Annotated in this window: 17 protein-coding genes and 2 tRNA genes; 5 read left to right on the top strand and 14 right to left on the bottom strand. The window is 64.6% G+C overall.

Annotated features, from left to right (window positions below; translation table 11 throughout):
• Positions 1–69 precede the first annotated feature (69 nt).
• A complete protein-coding gene (gene nrdF / locus ACEE23_RS10565) occupies positions 70–1,059 on the bottom strand; it encodes a class 1b ribonucleoside-diphosphate reductase subunit beta (protein ID WP_448872586.1) in 990 nt (329 codons plus the stop codon).
• Positions 1,060–1,351: 292 nt separating this feature from the next.
• Between nrdF and ACEE23_RS10560 the strand changes: the two genes are divergently transcribed.
• Entirely contained in the window at positions 1,352–2,071 is a 720-nt protein-coding gene (locus tag ACEE23_RS10560) for a FadR/GntR family transcriptional regulator (RefSeq protein WP_368521387.1), read from the top strand.
• 97 nt (positions 2,072–2,168) lie between these two features.
• On the opposite strand, the gene nrdE is transcribed toward ACEE23_RS10560, so the two are convergent.
• The 5 genes from nrdE to ACEE23_RS10535 all read right to left on the bottom strand — a co-directional run bounded on the left by nrdE (position 2,169) and on the right by ACEE23_RS10535 (position 7,185).
• Positions 2,169–4,331, bottom strand: a complete 2,163-nt coding sequence (gene nrdE / locus ACEE23_RS10555) for a class 1b ribonucleoside-diphosphate reductase subunit alpha (RefSeq protein ID WP_368521386.1) — start codon at positions 4,329–4,331, stop codon at positions 2,169–2,171.
• A 177-nt stretch (positions 4,332–4,508) separates the two neighbouring features.
• Entirely contained in the window at positions 4,509–4,946 is a 438-nt protein-coding gene (nrdI, locus tag ACEE23_RS10550) for a class Ib ribonucleoside-diphosphate reductase assembly flavoprotein NrdI (protein WP_368520409.1), read from the bottom strand.
• 19 nt (positions 4,947–4,965) lie between these two features.
• The gene (gene nrdH / locus ACEE23_RS10545; protein ID WP_290223104.1) at positions 4,966–5,205 is read right to left on the bottom strand and encodes a glutaredoxin-like protein NrdH; all 240 of its coding nucleotides are present in this window, start codon (positions 5,203–5,205) and stop codon (positions 4,966–4,968) included.
• A 397-nt stretch (positions 5,206–5,602) separates the two neighbouring features.
• On the bottom strand, positions 5,603–5,725 hold the full coding sequence (gene ykgO, locus ACEE23_RS10540; protein ID WP_003847162.1) for a type B 50S ribosomal protein L36: 123 nt from the start codon (positions 5,723–5,725) through the stop codon (positions 5,603–5,605).
• 122 nt (positions 5,726–5,847) lie between these two features.
• A complete protein-coding gene (locus ACEE23_RS10535) occupies positions 5,848–7,185 on the bottom strand; it encodes a sugar porter family MFS transporter (RefSeq protein ID WP_368521385.1) in 1,338 nt (445 codons plus the stop codon).
• A gap of 26 nt (positions 7,186–7,211) precedes the next feature.
• Here ACEE23_RS10535 and nadE point away from each other — a divergent pair, with 26 nt between their 5' ends.
• Complete coding sequence (gene nadE / locus ACEE23_RS10530) at positions 7,212–8,036, top strand: ammonia-dependent NAD(+) synthetase (protein WP_368521384.1); 825 nt, start codon at positions 7,212–7,214, stop codon at positions 8,034–8,036.
• A gap of 21 nt (positions 8,037–8,057) precedes the next feature.
• Here nadE and ACEE23_RS10525 read toward each other — a convergent pair whose 3' ends face one another.
• From ACEE23_RS10525 to pgm, 6 genes are all read right to left on the bottom strand, one after another.
• On the bottom strand, positions 8,058–8,774 hold the full coding sequence (locus tag ACEE23_RS10525; protein WP_368520413.1) for a fructosamine kinase family protein: 717 nt from the start codon (positions 8,772–8,774) through the stop codon (positions 8,058–8,060).
• A gap of 95 nt (positions 8,775–8,869) precedes the next feature.
• Positions 8,870–8,945 (bottom strand) — tRNA-Ala (locus ACEE23_RS10520).
• Positions 8,946–8,972: 27 nt separating this feature from the next.
• A tRNA-Ala gene (locus ACEE23_RS10515) sits at positions 8,973–9,045 on the bottom strand.
• A gap of 116 nt (positions 9,046–9,161) precedes the next feature.
• Positions 9,162–9,902: a thioredoxin domain-containing protein gene (locus tag ACEE23_RS10510; protein ID WP_448872582.1), complete on the bottom strand. Its 741-nt coding sequence runs from the start codon at positions 9,900–9,902 to the stop codon at positions 9,162–9,164.
• A 69-nt stretch (positions 9,903–9,971) separates the two neighbouring features.
• Positions 9,972–10,433: a MauE/DoxX family redox-associated membrane protein gene (locus ACEE23_RS10505; RefSeq protein WP_368520415.1), complete on the bottom strand. Its 462-nt coding sequence runs from the start codon at positions 10,431–10,433 to the stop codon at positions 9,972–9,974.
• 18 nt (positions 10,434–10,451) lie between these two features.
• Positions 10,452–12,074 (bottom strand): phosphoglucomutase (alpha-D-glucose-1,6-bisphosphate-dependent), encoded by a 1,623-nt coding sequence (gene pgm, locus ACEE23_RS10500; protein ID WP_448872579.1) that lies wholly within the window; start codon positions 12,072–12,074, stop codon positions 10,452–10,454.
• Positions 12,075–12,246: 172 nt separating this feature from the next.
• Between pgm and ACEE23_RS10495 the strand changes: the two genes are divergently transcribed.
• The 3 genes from ACEE23_RS10495 to ACEE23_RS10485 are packed head-to-tail and all read left to right on the top strand — an operon-like array spanning position 12,247 to position 14,410.
• Positions 12,247–13,668, top strand: coding sequence for an alanine/glycine:cation symporter family protein (locus tag ACEE23_RS10495; RefSeq protein ID WP_368520417.1), 1,422 nt, complete (start codon positions 12,247–12,249; stop codon positions 13,666–13,668).
• Positions 13,669–13,697: 29 nt separating this feature from the next.
• Positions 13,698–14,012: a fluoride efflux transporter family protein gene (locus ACEE23_RS10490; RefSeq protein WP_368520418.1), complete on the top strand. Its 315-nt coding sequence runs from the start codon at positions 13,698–13,700 to the stop codon at positions 14,010–14,012.
• Positions 14,009–14,410 carry a fluoride efflux transporter FluC gene (locus ACEE23_RS10485; RefSeq protein ID WP_368520419.1) on the top strand — a complete coding sequence of 134 codons (402 nt, stop codon included), beginning with the start codon at positions 14,009–14,011 and terminating at the stop codon, positions 14,408–14,410. The genes ACEE23_RS10490 and ACEE23_RS10485 overlap by 4 nt, the downstream gene beginning before the upstream one ends.
• Positions 14,411–14,426: 16 nt before the next feature.
• Here the strand turns inward: ACEE23_RS10485 and ACEE23_RS10480 are convergent, their stop codons facing one another.
• Positions 14,427–16,976, bottom strand: a complete 2,550-nt coding sequence (locus tag ACEE23_RS10480; protein WP_368521380.1) for an ABC transporter permease — start codon at positions 16,974–16,976, stop codon at positions 14,427–14,429.
• A gap of 2 nt (positions 16,977–16,978) precedes the next feature.
• Positions 16,979–17,743 carry an ABC transporter ATP-binding protein gene (locus tag ACEE23_RS10475; protein WP_368520421.1) on the bottom strand — a complete coding sequence of 255 codons (765 nt, stop codon included), beginning with the start codon at positions 17,741–17,743 and terminating at the stop codon, positions 16,979–16,981.
• Positions 17,744–17,996 lie beyond the last annotated feature (253 nt).

Here is a 17,996-nt window from a genome sequence, read left to right as displayed (position 1 = left end):
TACACCCCCGTGATACGTCATCCTTTCGGTTGACGTATCCGCCGGGGGTGTCAGGGTTTGCGGGCCTTGTTAGAAGTCCCAGTCGTCGTCGGTGGTCTCCTCCGCCTTGCCGATGACGTAGGAGGAACCGGAACCAGAGAAGAAGTCGTGGTTCTCGTCCGCGTTCGGAGACAGCGAGGACAGGATGGACGGCGACACGCGGGTCTCGTCCGCCGGGAAGAGACCCTCGTAGCCCAGGTTGTTGAGGGCCTTGTTGGCGTTGTAGCGCAGGAAGCGCTTCACGTCCTCGGTCCAGCCCAGCTCGTCGTAGAGATCTTCGGTGTAGTCGATCTCGTTGTCATAGAGATCGTAGAGCAGGTCGAAGGTGTATTCCTTCAGCTCCTGCTGCTTGGCCTCGTCCAGCTTGCGCACGCCCTGCTGGTACTTGTAGCCGATGTAGTAGCCGTGGACGGCCTCGTCGCGGATGATCAGCCGGATGATATCGGCGGTGTTCGTCAGCTTGGCGCGGGACGAGAAGTACATCGGCAGGTAGAAGCCGGAGTAGAACAGGAAGGACTCCAGCAGCGTGGAGGCGACCTTCTTCTTCAGCGGATCGCCGCCCTCGTAGTAGGACATGACGATCTTGGCCTTCTTCTGGAGGTTCTCGTTTTCCTCGGACCAGCGGAAGGCGTCGTTAATCATCGGGGTAGACGCCAGCGTCATAAAGATATTGGAGTAAGACTTAGCGTGCACCGATTCCATGAAGGCGATGTTGGTGTAGACCGCCTCCTCGTGCAGGGTGACCGCGTCATCCAGCAGGCTGACCGCGCCGACGGTGCCCTGGATGGTATCCAGCAGCGTCAGGCCGGTGAAGACCCGCATGGTGGTCTCCTGCTCCTTTTCCGTGAGCGTCTTCCAGCTCGGGATGTCGTTGGAGACCGGGATCTTTTCCGGCAACCAGAAATTACCCGTCAGTCGGTCCCAGACCTCGAGGTCCTTTTCGTCCGGAATGGTATTCCAGTTGATTGCCTTAACCGGCTGGTCATGGCCGGAAACATACGCATCGTACTCGTGAGACAACGCAGGTGACCTACCTTCATCGATCGGGGGGTATTACAACCCACCACGATACCCGAGGAAGCGCCGGCGAGTCCCTGATGGTCGCCCTAACCTCGGCCGCGGCCGGTTACCCCTACTCAATAACGATCCGGTGTAGTCCTCCAACGAGTGTTAACAAATGCTTATAGCCAGCGATAATATCCACGTAAGCGCCTACTGCCGGGCCCATTACCGCCGGGGACTTAACGGGTCATCGCACCCAGGTCCCCACTATCCGACCACTCCCCCAGTTCACGCGCGAGGATTTTAGATTTTGCTAGCCCCCACCTCCCAGCACCCCACTCCCCTGCTGAGCTCCGTCCTCGATCAGCTCGGATCCGAAATCGTTCACGGGACCATCGCCACCGGCCAGACCTTTACCCTGCTGGATATCTGCGCCCGCTTCGATATCTCGCGGACCGTCGCCCGGGAGGCAATGCGCGCTCTGGAACAGCTCGGACTGGTAGCCTCCTCCCGGCGCGTCGGGATTACGGTCCTGCCCATGACCGAATGGGCGGTCTACGACCAGGCGGTGATTAACTGGCGGCTCCAGTCCGAGCGGACCCGCAGCGGTCAGCTGGGTTCGCTGAACCAGCTGCGGCTGGCCATCGAGCCCATCGCCGCGCGCCTGGCCGCCCAGCGCGCCTCCGCCGAGGAATGCGCCGAGCTCCTCGCGCTAGCCAGCCGGCTATCCGAGCTGGAGACCTCCCCGTCCTCGCGCGTTGGCGAGGAGCTGTCCACCGACCTGCGCTTCCACACCATGATTCTCCACGCCTCCGGCAACGAAATGTTCGCCGCGCTGGCCCCGTCCTTGCTATCCATCTTCAAGGGCAAATCCGTCTTCGGTTCCCCCAAGCGCGACCCGGTCGCCGGTACCACGCGGCTCCACCATGAGCTCGCCGCCGCCATCCGGGACCGCGATCCGGACCGCGCCGAGCACCTCTCGCGCATCATCCTGGACGAAAACCGGTCCAGCCCCCACCGCGACTGGTGAGTGCTGCGTAAGCAGATAAGTTAAGAAAACGAAAGGCCCGAGGAAATCGCTTCGATTTCCTCGGGCCTTTTAGCTACCGGCGTTCAGCGTTAGCTGCCTAGAGCATGCAGGACACGCAGCCTTCAACCTCGGTGCCTTCCAGCGCCATCTGGCGCAGGCGGATGTAGTACAGGGTCTTAATGCCCTTGCGCCAGGCGTAGATCTGGGCCTTGTTGATGTCACGGGTGGTGACCGTGTCCTTGAAGAACAAGGTCAGCGACAGGCCCTGGTCCACGTACTTCGTGGCGACAGCGTAGGTGTCGATGATCTTCTCGTAGCCGATCTCGTAGGAGTCCTTGAAGTACTCCAGGTTGTCGTTATCCATGTGCGGGGCCGGGTAGTACACGCGGCCGATCTTGCCTTCCTTGCGGATCTCAATCTTGGAGGCAATCGGGTGGATGGACGACGTCGAGTTGTTGATGTAGGAGATGGAACCAGTCGGCGGCACGGCCTGCAGGTTGCGGTTGTACAGGCCGTCGCGGGCGACGTCCTGCTTGAGCTGCTCCCACTCCTCGGCGGACGGGGTGTGGATGGTCGAGTTGGCGAAAAGCTCCTTGACGCGCTCGGTCTGCGGCTGGAATTCCGCCGGGTCGTAGCGGTCGAAGAACTCGCCGGTCGCGTACTCGGACTGCGGGAACTCCGCGAAGGCCTCACCGCGCTCCTGCGCGATCTTCAGGGAGGCACGCAGGGAGGCGTACAGCACCGCCGCGAAGTAGGCGTTGGTGAAGTCCAGGGCCTCCTCGGAGCCGTATTCGATGTGCTCGCGCCCCAGGAAGCCGTGCAGGTTCATCTGGCCCAGGCCGATGGCGTGGGACTGGTCGTTGCCCTGGCGCACGGACGGGACGGAATCGATAGCCGTCATGTCCGCGACCGCGGTCAGGCCGCGGATGGCGGTCTCAACGGTCTGGGCGAAGTTGTCGGAGTCCATCGTCATGGCGATGTTCAGCGAACCCAGGTTGCAGGAAATGTCGTTGCCCAGGGTGCGGTAGCTCAGGTCGGTGTTGAACTCCGACGGGGAGTTGACCTGCAGGATCTCCGAGCACAGGTTGGACATGTTGATCCGGCCGGTCTTGACCGGGTTAGCCCGGTTCACGGTGTCCTCGAACATGATGTACGGGTAGCCGGACTCGAACTGGATCTCCGCGATGGTCTGGAAGAAGTGGCGGGCGTTGATCTTCTTCTTCCGGATGCGCGGATCCTCGACCATTTCCTCGTAGTGCTCGGTCACGGAGATGTCCCCGAAGGCCTTGCCGTAGACGCGCTCCACGTCGTACGGCGAGAAGAGGTACATGTCGTCGTTGTGCTTGGCCAGCTCGAAGGTGATATCCGGGATGACCACGCCGAGCGAGAGGGTCTTGATGCGGATCTTCTCGTCCGCGTTTTCGCGCTTGGTGTCCAGGAAGTTCAGGATGTCCGGGTGGTGGGCGTTCAGGTAGACCGCGCCGGCGCCCTGGCGGGCACCCAGCTGGTTGGCGTAGGAGAACGAGTCCTCCAGCAGCTTCATGACCGGGATGACGCCGGAAGACTGGTTCTCGATGTGCTTAATCGGCGCGCCGGACTCGCGGATATTCGACAGCAACAGGGCCACGCCGCCACCGCGCTTGGACAGCTGCAGGGCCGAGTTGATGGAGCGCCCGATGGACTCCATGTTGTCCTCGATACGCAGCAGGAAGCAGGAGACCAGCTCGCCGCGCTGGGCCTTGCCGGCGTTCAGGAAGGTCGGGGTAGCCGGCTGGAAGCGGCCGGTCATGATCTCGTCGACGATCTTGCCGGCGAAATCGACGTCGCCGTCGGCCAAAAACAGGGCGGTCATGGCCACGCGGTCCTCGAAGCGCTCGAGGTAGCGGCGGCCGTCGAAGGTCTTCAGCGTGTAGCTGGTGTAATACTTGTACGCGCCCAGGAAGGACTTGAAACGGAACTTGAAAGCGTAGGCCCGCTTGAACAGGTCCTTGATGTCGGAAAATTCGTACTTCGCGATGACCGTCGGGTCGTAGTACTGGTTGTCGACCAGGTAACCGATCTTTTCTTCCAGGTCGTGGAAGTAGACCGTGTTCTGGTTGACGTGCTGCAAGAAGAACTGGTTAGCAGCCTCACGGTCCTGGTGGAACTGAATCTTGCCGTCTTCGTCGTACAGGTTCAACAGCGCGTTCAACGCGTGATAGTCGAGTTTTTCCTCCGGCTTAACCGGCTCTGCCACAGTCTTTCCCAACTGGTTATCCACGGCTGCACTCAGGCCTTTCATCTACTACGGAAGCGCCGGCTCACGAAGACGGTTGGCCAGCCGTGTCCCGCACGATGAGACGCGACTGCCAACCGCCCAAGTTAGCCAACGCGATATTTCATGTTTTTAAGTCTATCTGTCCGGCCGCTTCCCCGCGGCCGGCGTTTCAAAGTTGCACTACGCGCTCAGCGGGGGCTCGAGACCTAGCTGCTGCGCGTTCGCTAGCAAACCGCCGCGGCAGATCTCCACGTCGTCGGAGTTGCCGAGTAGTTCGAAGCGGTAGACGTACGGCACCTTGCACTTGGCGGAGATGACGTCCCCCGCCTTCCCGAAGTCGGTGCCGAAGTTACTATTGCCTCCCGCGATAACCGCACGGATGAGGCTCCGGTTGTGTTCATCGTTGAGGAAACGGATGACCTGCCGGGGAACCGGGCGGGAGTTTTGGTGATTGATGGACGCTCCCCCGCCGTACGTCGGGCAGACCAGAACGTAGGGTTCGTTGACTGTCAGCGGCTCATCATTGAGACGCAGGGGAATACGCGCATTGGGGAAGCCCAGCTTCTCCACGAAGCGGCGCGTATTTTCCGTTGCGGAAGAAAAATACACGACCAACATGGATATCTTCGACTCCTAGTTACGCAGACGCCGCCAGGGTGGCCAGCTCCTTGATGCGGTCCGGGCGGAAGCCGGACCAGTGCTCACCGTTAGCCTCCACGACAGGAGCGGAGACGTAGCCCAGGGCCATGACGTAGTCGCGGGCCTCGTCGTCCAGGGAGATATCGACGGACTCGTAGTCCAGGCCGGCACGGTCCAGTGCCTTCTTGGTGGCGTTGCACTGCATGCAGGCGGGCTTGGTGTAGAGCTTGATAGACATGGTGGCAGGTTCCTTAATCCGTTTCGGGGAGGCAGATTACTTCTTCTCCGGCCGGTCGTAGAGCACCTCCTGCACTCTTCGACGCCCGCGCTTGAGGCTGCGCCTAGGCCCGCCGGAGCAACACCGACAACACTATACTTTGGGGCAAAAGCCCGCAACAGGCACTATATCTTGTGCTCTGGCACGGGATATCCGCAGGACACCCGAAGCTCAAGCCCCACATCTAGGCCGGCGCTCACCATCGACGTAACTACACCGTTGGCATTTCCGCAGGACGAGCCGAGCTATTGTGAGATAATTCACTTACATCCATGTAATTACCGCGTAACGCAGAAAGCCGCTCCCCGTATTGCACTGGTGGTGCGACGGGGAGCGGCTTTCGCGCGTCCGGTTCAGACTAGCCCTGGCGAGCCTTGAAACGCGGATCCTTCTTGTTGATCACGAAGACCTTGCCGTGGCGGCGGATAACCTGGGCGCCCGGCTTCTTCTTCAGCGACCGAAGCGACTTGCGGACCTTCATCGGGCGCTCCTTTCTGAATGCGCAATAAAAATGCGGTTGAATCTATAACAAAGAACGTGCTGAGCAACCTCAGCACTGACACGGGGAAACACTTTACCGTACGTTGCCCCAGACCCCAAAATTCACTCCTGGGGTTGGTAGCGCCGCCGCAGGTCCTGGGAGACCTCCTCGAGGCTGCGTCCCATGGTCTCCGGCACCAGCACCCGGGTATAGCCGATGGCCACGATCCCCAGCCCGCCGAAGAGCGCGAAGGCCCACGGCCCAGTCAGCCACTCCACCAGCGGCAGGAAGTACTGGGCGACGGCCCAGTTGGTCGCCCACAGGCTCAGCCCGGCGATGCCCATGCCGATGCCGCGGATGCCCACCGGCACCAGCTCCGAAATCAGCAGCCACGTCGTCGGCGAGACCGCCGCCTGCTGGAAGGCGATGAAGCTGGCCATCAGCAGTAGAGACAGGCTGGCGAAGGCCACCGAACCCTCCGCCCGCGAATACACGACGCCCAGGGCGAACAGGGAGACCACGTTGCCGGTCAGTCCGATGAGCAACAGGCGCTTGCGGCCTACCCGGTCGACCACCTTGAGGCCGACCCAGCACGCGATGACGGAGACCACGCCAATGACCATGGAGGTATACACGGAGTTCTGGGTGGAGATCCCAACCTGGTTCATCATGGTCGGGGCGAAATAGACAATAGCGTTGACGCCGGTGATCTGCTGGGTCAGGCCCATCAGCATGGCCAGCAGCACGGTCACCTGCAGCCAGCGCGCGGACTTCAGGCGGGAAAACTCGCTGCTATCGACCTGCTCGTGCTGGCTGTCGGCGACCTCTTCCAGCTCCAGCCCGACCCGGCTGGCCACCCGGCGGGCCTGCTCCGTGCGCCCGCGGGCCACCAGCCAGACGGGCGTATCCGGCAGGAACCACATGCCAACCGCCAGCGCCGCGCCCGGGATGGCCGCGGCCGCCAGCATCAGGTGCCAGCTGCCCAGCCCCGCCAGCGCGGAGTTGACCAGGTAGGCCAGCAGCTGCCCCACCACAATCATCAGGGTATTGAGCGAGACCAGCTTGCCGCGCACGGCCGTGGGCACCATCTCCGAGATGTACATGGGCGAGACGATGGAGACCGCGCCGACCGCCAGGCCTAGGAAGGCCCGAGCGGCCGCGAGCATCCCCACGGAACCGGACAGCGCGCACCAGATGGAGCCCACCACGAAGACGACGCCGCCCAGGATCAGCGTGCGGCGCCGGCCCAGCGACTCCGCGACGCGGCCGGCGCTCAGCGCCCCGATGGCGGCACCGATGAGCAGCGCCGAGGTCACCCAGCCCTCCTCGTGGGCGCTCATGCCGAACTCCGGGGAAATAAACAGCAACGCACCGCTCATCACGCCGGTGTCGTAGCCGAAGAGCAAGCCGCCCAGCGCGGCGACCGTCGCCACCGTTTTAATATAAGAACTTTGTTTCACGTCCCACATTGTCGCACTCCACTACGATGAAGCACATGTCACCAGATCCGCACTCCACCCAGTCCGAAATCATAAAAGCCCTGCACACCCGCCCCTTAATCGATCCAGCAAAAGAGGTCGAGCAGCGCGTCGACTTCCTGGTTAATTACCTGGAGACGACCGGCGCGGCCGGCTATGTCTTAGGCATTTCGGGCGGCCAGGACTCCACCTTGGCCGGCCGGCTCGCCCAGCTGGCCTGCGAGCAGGTCGACGGCGCCGCCTTCTGGGCCGTCCGCCTGCCATACGGCCAACAGGCCGACGAGGACGACGCCCAGGTCGCCCTGGACTTCATCCAGCCCGATCACCGCCTGACCCTGGACATCGCCCCGGCTACCGATGCCCTGTCCGCCGCCACCGCCGAGTCCTTGGGCCAGGACGCGCTCGGCGACTTCAACCGCGGCAACGTCAAGGCCCGCCTGCGCATGGTCGCCCAGTACGCCCTGGCCGGCGAGAAAAACCTCCTGGTGGTCGGAACCGACCACGCCGCGGAGAACGTCACCGGGTTCTTTACCAAATGGGGCGACGGCGCCGCGGATCTCCTCCCGCTCGCCGGCCTTAACAAGCGGCAGGGCGCGCAGCTGCTGGTGCACCTCGGCGCGCCACGCTCGACCTGGGCCAAGGTACCCACCGCCGATCTGGAAGACAACAAGCCGGGCCTGCCCGACGAGGAAGCGCTCGGGGTCGCGTACTCCGACATCGACGACTACTTGGAAGGCAAGCCGGTTCCCGCCGAGGCCGCCGCCACCATCGAACGCCTCTGGCGCGCCGGCGCGCACAAGCGCCAGATGCCGCAGGGCCCCAGCCCGCTCTAGCGCCTCCCCTTGCCGGCGCGCCTAGTAGCGCTCGAGCACGCCGCGTGCGGCCGCCACCAGCGGGCGCTGGTAGGCGCGCCCGTGGGTCATCGCGTGCACGGCCAGCGGGTGGAGCTGGTGCAGGTCGAAGTCGACCTTCGGATCGCCGTAGCCGGCCAGGATCTCGTCCAGGTAGGGGGCGCCGAAAAGCTCCAGCATCGCCAGGTCCGTGTGGGGGTGCCCGCCGTGGGCCGCCGGGTCGATGACCACGGCGCCACCCTCGCTAAACAGCAGGTTGCCGGCCCACAGGTCGCCGTGGATGCGGGCGGGTTCGACGTCGAAGTCGGTCGCGGCGATAGCCTGGCAGGCCCGCTCGACCGTCTCCAGGTCCCCGGAGGAAAGGCCCGCCCCGCGGGCGAAGGGCAGAACGCGCTGCTCGACGTAGAAACTGCCCCAGGAATCGCTCGGGATGCAGTCCTGTTCGACGCGGCCGATGAAATTCTTGCCCTCCCAGCCCGCGGGCGGGCAGCCAAAGGCCTCGGCCCCGGCGGCGTGGATCCGGCGCAGGCGCCGGCCGAACTCCCGCGCCGCCTCCGCCGTGGGGGCGGCCGGCTCGACCCGCTCGGTACGCAGGTAGCTCTGGCCTACCTCGACGACCTCCACGACGGCCTCGGGCACCGCCGCGTGCAGCCAGCGCAGGCCCGCGGCCTCGGCCCCGGCTTGATCGGGTTGGGCAACATCCTTGGTAAAAGTAGCCATCCCACCATCGTAACCAAATCGGGCCCAGCGAACCGGGCCCGCGGGAGGGATAGCAAAACCCGGGCCAGCTGAGCTGAACCCGGGTCTTGGAAAATTGGTGGAGCTAACGGGATTCGAACCCGTGACCCCCACACTGCCAGTGTGGTGCGCTACCAGCTGCGCCATAGCCCCAAAGAAAATAGGTATGAAGTTGTGGAGTGGAGCTAACGGGATTCGAACCCGTGACCCCCACACTGCCAGTGTGGTGCGCTACCAGCTGCGCCATAGCCCCTTGTGCCGTATAGCCAGATACCGTGCGGCATCTAGTGCGGCAACTCGTATTAATCTACACGCTGGCGAAGGCGCGAATCAAATCGCCAGCGTGAGCTAATTTTTCTCCGGCTGGCCTTACTTAGCGACCTGGTCGACCCAGGCGCCCAGATCGGAGGTCAGCTCCAGCTCTTCACCGTCGACGAAGATGCGCGGCGAGGAGACGGAACCGGTGTCCTTTTCCAGCTTGTGGTAGTTGGCGGCGGCGAATTCCTGGCCGGCGCTCAGATCCATGTTCTTGATCTTGCCCACAGCGTCACCGGAGGCATCGAAAGCCTTGGCGGCCTCGGCCATTTCCTCGGCGCCCCACTGGCGGGCAACGTCCTGCTGATCCTCGAGCAGCACCTTGCGCAGGTTCCAGTAGGCGTGGACGTCGCCGTCTTCCGCCAGGGCGCGGGCCGCGGTGGCCGCCTGGGTGGAGTAGCCGTCGAGCTTCTCCGGATCATCCTGGCCATCCATGAAGTTCAGGGTGCGGATGTGGACCACCATCTTGCCGTCCTCGATGGCCTGGGCCATCTTCTCATCGGAGGCGACTGCCAGCTCCGCGCAGTGCGGGCAGGAGAAGTCCTCGTACAGGTCGACGACCGGGGCGTCGTCCTTGGCGTTGGCGGACTTGAGCACGACGGAGTTGTCCTCGTACTGCATGTCCATGTTGACGTCGACGGCACGGTCAGCCAGCTCGTCGGTCTTCGCGCTCTGGCCGTTCCAGATGATGTAGCCGATGACGACGGCGACGATCACCAGCAGGGCCACCAGGCCCCACAGGAACCCGGACTTGCCGCTGGCATTCGGGTCCGTGACTTTCCGAGAATTACTCACTTGCTCCACTCATCCTTTACAGGGTTGTTTGCGGTCTTTGCACCTGGAAATAGCCTACCCAAGCAGGCCTTAGGGGTAAACTGCGAACTTCTTGAACGGACGCACCCAGATCCAGACCATGAGCACGAGGAAGAAAAGATCGCGCCCCAGGGTCTTGACGTAGTCCATTACTTGGTCGGTGTTGGCCGGATCGACTTCAAAGCAGCCGCAGTCGATGTCCAGTCCGCGGGCCCAGGCTTGGCCGATGCCGATCATGAACAGCACCAGCACGATGATGCCCACCTTGGCTGCCGGGCGCATGAACAGGCCCAGAAGCAGCAGGACGCCGCCGGCGATTTCCAGCGGACCGATGAGATAGGCCAGGTAGTGCGACCATTCCGGCGTGAAGATCTGATAGGCCTCGATGGTCTGGGTCATCGTAAAGTGCTTGTTGAGCTTCTCCACCCCTGCGGCGATCCAGATATAGGCCATGAAGAAGCGCGCGAAGGCGCTTATCAGGTCGAGAATCAGGCTTTTATCGAGTTTCTTCACGCTTGAACAGTTTACACACTACGTGGCGCTGTTCAATGCGTCTTTGACCACATTGACAGCCTCCTGCAGGACTTGTTCCAGGTGTTTTTCACCCAGGAAGGACTCCGCGTAGATCTTGTACTTGTCCTCAGTGCCCGACGGGCGCGCCGCGAACCAGGCATTATCCGTGACCACCTTGAGCCCGCCCAGGGCCGCGCCGTTGCCCGGGGCCTCGGTGAGCTTGGCACGGATCTCCTCCCCGGCCAGCTGCGTGGCCACCACCGCGTCCGGGGCCAGCCCCTTGAGGACGGCCTTGGCCGCGCGGTCGGCGGGCTCGTCGATGCGCGCGTAGGCGGAGCTGCCCAGCTCCTTGGTCAGCTGCTGGTAGCGCTGGGACGGCGACTGCCCGGTGACCGCCTGAATCTCGGCGGCGAGCAGGTTCATGATGATGCCGTCCTTGTCGGTGGTCCAGGTACTGCCGTCGAAGCAGAGGAAGGAGGCACCGGCGGATTCCTCGCCACCGAAGGCCAGGGAGGCGTCCTGCAGCCCCGACACGAACCACTTGAAGCCGACGGGGACCTCCACCAGCTTCCGCTCCAGGCGAGTCGCGACCCGGTCGATGAGCGAGGAGGACACCGCGGTCTTGCCGATCCCGGCGCCTGCCCAGTCCGGGCGGTGGGAGAACAGGTAATCGACGGCGACTGCCAGGTAGTGGTTGGGGTTCATCAGCCCGGCGTCCGGGGTGACGATGCCGTGCCGGTCCGCGTCCGCGTCGTTGCCGGTGGCGATGTCGTAGGTCTCGCGGTTGGCAATCAGGGAGGCCATCGCCGCCGGGGAGGAGCAGTCCATGCGGATTTGGCCGTCCTTGTCCAGGGTCATGAAGCCGAAGGTGGCGTCCACGTGCGGGTTCACCACGGTCAGCTGCAGCCCGTAGCGGCGGGCGTTTTCCGGCCAGTAGTCCACCGCCGCCCCGCCCATCGGGTCCGCGCCGATGCGCACGCCCGCATTGGCGATGGCCCGCAGGTCCACTACCCGGTCGAGGTCGCCGACGTAAGCATCCAGGAAGTCGTAGGTCGCCAGGTTCGGATCCGTCACCCCGGCGACGTCGGCGCGCTCGACCCCCTCGAGGCCGGCGCGCAGGTAGCCGTTGGCACGCTCGGCGATCCAGTCGGTCGCCGCGGAGTCGGCCGGCCCACCGCTCGGCGGGTTGTACTTGAAGCCGCCGTCGCGCGGCGGGTTGTGGGACGGGGTCACCACGATGCCGTCGCTGCCCGGGTGGGTAACGATGGCCCGCGAGACCGCCGGGGTCGGGGTGTAGCCGCCGCGGGCATCGACCCGCACGTCCACCCCGCGGGCGACGAGGACCTGCAGGGCCGAGACCATCGCCGGCTCGGACAACGCGTGGGTGTCGCGTCCGATGAACAACGGGCCGGCGATGCCGTGGTCGGTGCGGTAGTCCACGATGGCCTGGGTGATGGCCCAGATATGCCATTCGTTAAACGCCGCGTCCAGGCTGCTACCGCGGTGGCCGGAGGTTCCGAAGACCACCTCTTGCCCCGGGGTGTCAACGTCGGGGCGGAGCGCATAATAGGAGGTCACCACGTGTGCGATGTCGTCGCGGTCTTCCGGGCGGGCCGGCTGTCCGGCGCGGGGGTGGGCCATGGCAGGTTCCTCTCGTCGCGTGTTGGGGCCAGTTCTGGCAGGGGCCTTCCGCTTTCATTGTCGCCCGCGCGGGCAGGCTGCGCAGCGTGAGCACACCTGCCATTTACCCCCGCCGGAAATATCTTTTGTCATTTAGGTCACAAATCGCTGTGGCGGCGGGTACATTCCAAGAATGGACTCGTTACAGAATTTGCTCGACTCGGTGGGCTCCGTCGTCTGGGGCCCGTTCTTCCTCGTTCCCCTCCTGCTTTTGACCGGCCTCTTTTTGACCATCCGCATGGGTGGCCTGCAGTTCCGCACCCTCGGGCGCTCCCTGCGCGCGGTGTTCAGCCGCGACGACTCGGATGATTCCACCGACGGTGATATTACGAACTACCAGGCGCTGACCACCGCGCTGGCCGCCACCGTGGGTGTCGGCAACATCGTGGGTGTCGCCACGGCCCTTTCCATCGGTGGACCGGGCGCCCTGTTCTGGATCTGGGTCACCGGCCTGGTCGGTATGGTCACCAAGTACACGGAGGCCTACCTTGGCGTCCGCTTCCGCGTCACCGATTCCCGCGGGGAGCAAATCGGCGGCCCGCAAATCTACCTGAAGCGCGGCATCCGCGGCCCCCTCGGCAAGATCCTGGGCGTGGCCTTCGCCATCTTCGCGGTCTTCGCCTCCTTCGGCATCGGCAACCTGACGCAGGGCAACGCGATCGCGTCCAATATGGAATCCACCTTTGGCATCGACCCGATTGCCTCGGGCGCCATCATGTTCGTCGCCATCGGCGCGGTCCTGCTCGGCGGCATTCAGGCCATCGGCCGCATCACCTCCGCGTTCGTGCCGCTGATGATCATCATCTACGTGGTCGGCGGCATCATCGTGCTGATCACCAACGCCGGGGCCCTCCCGGAGGCCCTGGCCACGGTCTTTACCGACGCCTTCACCGGTACGTCCGCGGCCGGCGGCTTCACCGGCGCCGGCATCATCATGGTCATCCAGTTCGGTGTCGCCCGCGGTATCTTCTCCAACGAGTCCGGTATGGGTTCCGCCGCCATCGCCGCCGCGGCCGCCAAGACCCCGCACCCAGCCCGCCAGGCTTTCGTCTCCATGACCCAGACCTTCATCGACACCCTGGTGGTCGTGTCCATCACCGGCCTGGTCATCGTGGTGACCGGCACCTGGGAGGAAGGCCGGGAGAACGCCGCCACCATGACCGCCGACGCCTTCTCCGTCGGCCTGCCGGGCCACTGGGGCGGCACGATCGTCTCGCTGTCCATCATCTTCTTCGCGTTCTCGACCATCGTGGCGTGGTCCTACTACGGCGAGCGGGCCCTGGCCTCCCTGGTGGGCACCATCGCCACCCTGCCCTACCGCATGTTCTTCACCGTCATCGTCTTCGTCGGTGCCGTCACCGAGCTGGACCTGGTCTGGTCCTTCTCCGACCTGGCCAACGGCCTGATGGCAGTGCCCAACCTCGTCGGCCTGCTCATCCTCTCCGGGCTGGTCGCCCGCGAGACCAAGGCCTACCTCAAGTTCGATCCGGGCCTGAACCGCCCGTTCACCGAGGTCCGCGAGTTCACGGAATCCCAGGGGATGAACTGGAAGTAGCGGCCGCGCCGCGGCTAGCATAGGAGACTATGCGCGAAGCTCTGATTGTCGGCGCCGGGGCTGCCCTCGGCGCCGTTGCCCGGGTCGGACTCATGGCGCTGTTTGCCCAGGCGTGGTGGCCCCTTCTAACCATCAACGTCGTCGGCTCAGCGCTCATGGGGTATTTCCGGCCCGGGCCTTTCTGGTCGACCGGCGTGCTCGGGGGGTTTACCAGCTTCGCGACCTTTGCGTTGCTGAGCTCCGAGCTCAGCCCCGGCGCCGCGGCCGCCTACGTGGCAGCCACGCTGCTGGGCTGCGTCGGCGCGTACCTGGCCGGCGCGCACTTCGGGGGTGAGAGGCGATGACGGCACTGAGCCTTAACACCTTGCTGATCCTCGCCGCGGTGGGGCTGGGCGCCTTCCTAGGGGGCATGCTGCGCTACGGCCTTTCGCGCCTTCTGCCCAGCCCCACCGGCACCTTCGCGGCGAATATGCTGGGCTCGCTCGCCCTGGGCCTCACGGTAGGGTTCTTCCGCCTGGGCGGCTGGGAGGCCGGCCCCTGGGGCTCCGTGGCCTATATGGGCCTGACCGGTGGCTTCGCCGGCGGGCTGTCCACCTGGTCTACGTTTGCGCGGGAGCTGGGAGACATGCTCAAGGCCCGCCACTGGGGGCGGGCCTTGCGGTATGCGGCAGCCACGCTGGCGATTGGCATCATCGCCGCGTGGCGCGGGGTCATCTGGGCCGAGCGAATCTGGTTCGGCTAGCCCCGCGCGGGGCGTTTTAGGAGGAGATGGCCTCCAGCGGCGGGGTCTTGGCCGCCCGCCCGGCCGGCCAGAGGGCGGCGATAACGCCGACCACGCCGGAACCGACCAGCATGATGGCTAGCTGGCCCCACGGGACGGTGGCCTCGTCGAGGCCCTGGTCGGACATGACCTGGATGAAGGACCAACCCAGGCCCAGGCCGATGAGGATGCCCATGACCGCGCCGAAGATGGCGATCTGGACGGCCTCCAGGGTGATCATGGTCCGGATCTGGCCGCGCTGGGTACCGACCGCACGCAGCATGCCGATCTCCTGGCGGCGCTCGATGACGCCCAGGGTCAGGGTGTTGACGATGCCCAGCACGGCGATGACCACGGCCAACGCCAGCAGGGCGTAGAGGATGGAGAGCATCTGGTCGATGGCGCCCGCGGATTCGCTGGCGTATTCCTCGCCGGTGGCGACCTGGACGACCACGAGATCCTTGACGGCTTCCTCCAGGTTGCTGCGCAGCTGCTCCGGGTCGGTGCCCTCGGCGGCGTTGACGCCCACCATCTGGGTGGTCAGCGATTCGCGGGGCACGAGCTCCTCGACCAGGGACTGGTTGACCGCGAAGCCCTGAATCATCTGGTTCGGCTCGAAGGTGCCGATGAGCTTGGCGTCGACCGCCTCGCCGAGGCCGCCGGCCTTAGTCATCGGGTAGGTCTGCCCCACCGTCCAGCCGTGCTCGGCGGCGTAGTCGGTGGTGGCGATGAAGCCCGGCTCCGCCTCGAAGTTCACGCTGCCTTCCGCTACATCCAGCTGGAAGAGGTTTTCCGGGTTGGTGTCCATGACCATGGACTGCTGGAAGCGGGGGCCGTAGTCCAGGCTGGCGTTGCCATCGATGGCCACCGGGGCCATGGACAGCGAGAGCACTTCGCCGACCCCGTCGGCCTCGCGGGCCTTGTCGGCCGTGTCGTTCGGCGTCGGGAAGGAGCCCGACTGCGGGCCGGCCAGGATGTAGTCGGCCGAGATCTTGTCATCCAGCACGTTGGAGATGGACGTCTTCATCGTCGCGCCCAGCATGCCGATTGCGGTCACCAGGGCGATACCCAGGGTTAGTGCGAAGGCGGTCGCGGCCGTGCGGCGCGGGTTGCGCCGGGAGTTGGTCGCGGCCAGGCGCCCGATGGCGCCGAAGGGGGCGCCGAAGACCTTGCCCAGCACAGGCACGATGGGCAGGGATAACGCCGGGCCGGCGAGGAAGAAGCCGACGATGACGAAGAGGGCGCCCACGCCGACGAGGATGGCGCGCGGGGTGGTCTCGGCATCGATAAGCGCGCCCGCGGCCGCCAGGGCCGCGCCGAGGACCAGGACGAGGCCGCCGATGATGGTGCGGACCTTGAGCGAGGATCCGGCGGCGGATTCGGTGGTGCGCATCGCCTCGACCGGTTCCACCGCGCCCGCGCGCTGCGCCGGCATCCAGGCAGAGACCACCGTGACGATGGTGCCCAGCACGAGCGGGACCAGGATGGCGGAGGCCGACAGGCCCAGCGAGTCATCCATCGGCATGCCCTGGCCGTTCATGACGGCCTTGATGATGGCGACCAAGCCGATGCCGGCCACGACGCCGAGGGCGGAGCCGATAAGCCCCACGATGAGGGATTCCATGACCACCGAACCGGTGATCTGCCCGCGGGAGGCGCCCAGGGCGCGCAGGAGGGCGAATTCCTTGGTCCGCTGCGCGACGATCATCGAGAAGGTATTCGCGATGATAAACGTGCCCACCAGCAGCGCGATAAGCCCGAAGGCAATAAGGAAGTAGTTGACGAATTTGAGCGCCCCGGAGATGGTCTCAGACAGCTCATCGGCCAGCTTCTGGCCGGATTCCGCCTCGACCTCGTAGGTCGCGTTGAGGTGATCGACCAACTCATCGGCGCTGACCCCTTCGGCCGCGGAGACGCGCAGCTGCTGGGAGTCGCCGTAGAGCTCGTTGAAGCCGTCGGCTTCCATCGACAGCGTCAGCCCGGAGCCCTGCTCGATGGCTGGCTCGACGATGCCGGAAATGGTCATCCGGTCCTGTTTGTCCGGGTGCACCACGACGACCTCGTCGCCGATCCCGATGCCGAATTTCTCGGCGGCCCCGGAGTTGACGACGACCTCATTGGTGCCCTGCGGGGCGTTGCCCTCAACGAGCTCCGCCGGCTGGCCCACCGTGTCCTCGGGCGCGTAGTACGGCACCAGCGCGGACGTACCGCCCTGGGTCTGGTAGGCCTCGGAATCGGAATTGGCCACGACGACCGTCTGGCTCGACTGCATGTTGACGCCGCCGACCTGGGGGTCGTCGGCCAGCTGCTGCCGCATCTCCGCGTTCAGCAGCGGGCCGCCCTCCTTCTGGGAGACAGCCGCATCTACGCCGGTAAAGGAGTTCGACACCGCGGAGTCAAAGGTCGACGACAGCGAGTTGGTGAACATGAACGAGCCCGCGATAAACGCGGTGCCCAGCACCACGGCAAGGACCGTCAGGCCCAGGCGCAATTTGTGGGCCAGAATATTGCGCAGGGACACCCTGCGCATGGTTTTGTTCTTACCCATACTTAGCTCTCAATCTCCGCCATAATCTGGTGGATGGCCTCCATGGAGGGATCCTCCAGCTCGTGGACCAGCCGGCCGTCGGCCAGGAAGACCACCCGGTCGGCGTACGATGCCGCCTTGGCGTCGTGGGTAACAATGACGACGGTCTGCCCGTCCTGGTCGACACTGGTGCGCAGGATGTCCAGGACCTCAGCGGACGAGTTCGAGTCCAGGTTGCCGGTCGGCTCGTCACCGAAGATGATCTCCGGGCGGGAGACCAGCGCGCGGGCGCAGGCCACGCGCTGCTGCTGGCCGCCAGACAGCTCGGCCGGGCGGTGCTCGAGGCGCTGCGCCAAGCCCAGGCGGGTGGTGATCTCGTCAAACCAGGCCTTATCCACCTTCTTGCCGGCGATATCCACCGGCAGCGTGATATTTTCCGCCGCCGTCAGCGTCGGCACCAGGTTAAAGGACTGGAAGATAAAGCCCAGCCGATCGCGGCGCAAGGCCGTAATCTCCTTGTCGCTGAGCTGGGACAGATCCGTATCACCAATCAGGGCGGCGCCACTGGTGGCGGAGTCCAGCCCGGCCATAGTGTGCATCAGGGTGGACTTGCCGGAACCCGACGGCCCCATAATCGCCGTGAACTCCTGGCGGCGGAAGTCGATGGTCACGTGGTCTAGTGCGGAAACTGAGGTCTCCCCCTGGCCGTATTGCTTAAACAGCTCGATGGCCCGGGCTGCGACCGCCGGGGTCGAGGCGCCGACGGGGGAAGCGGCAGAATGAGTCATGTTTTCACTTTCTTCACTGTAGATAACAACTATTACAGCTTAGCGTGCGATATCATCTGACGCATCACCGCCCCACCGGCTATACATACAATCTCGGACAAGAAAGCAGCCACGAAAAGGGCGCAAGGAATAGAGCAGAGATCAAAAAAAGAAAGGGTTTCCGGCCGGTGGCCGGTAACCCTCCCTTAATGGTTATTGAATTATGTGTTGTTGTTTGGTGTCGGCGGTAACCTACTCTCCCACAACCTCCCGG

Source organism: Corynebacterium sp. 32222D000AT (assembly GCF_053546955.1).
Note: the sequence above shows the minus strand (reverse complement) of the source record. Positions and strands in the feature narration are given on the sequence as shown.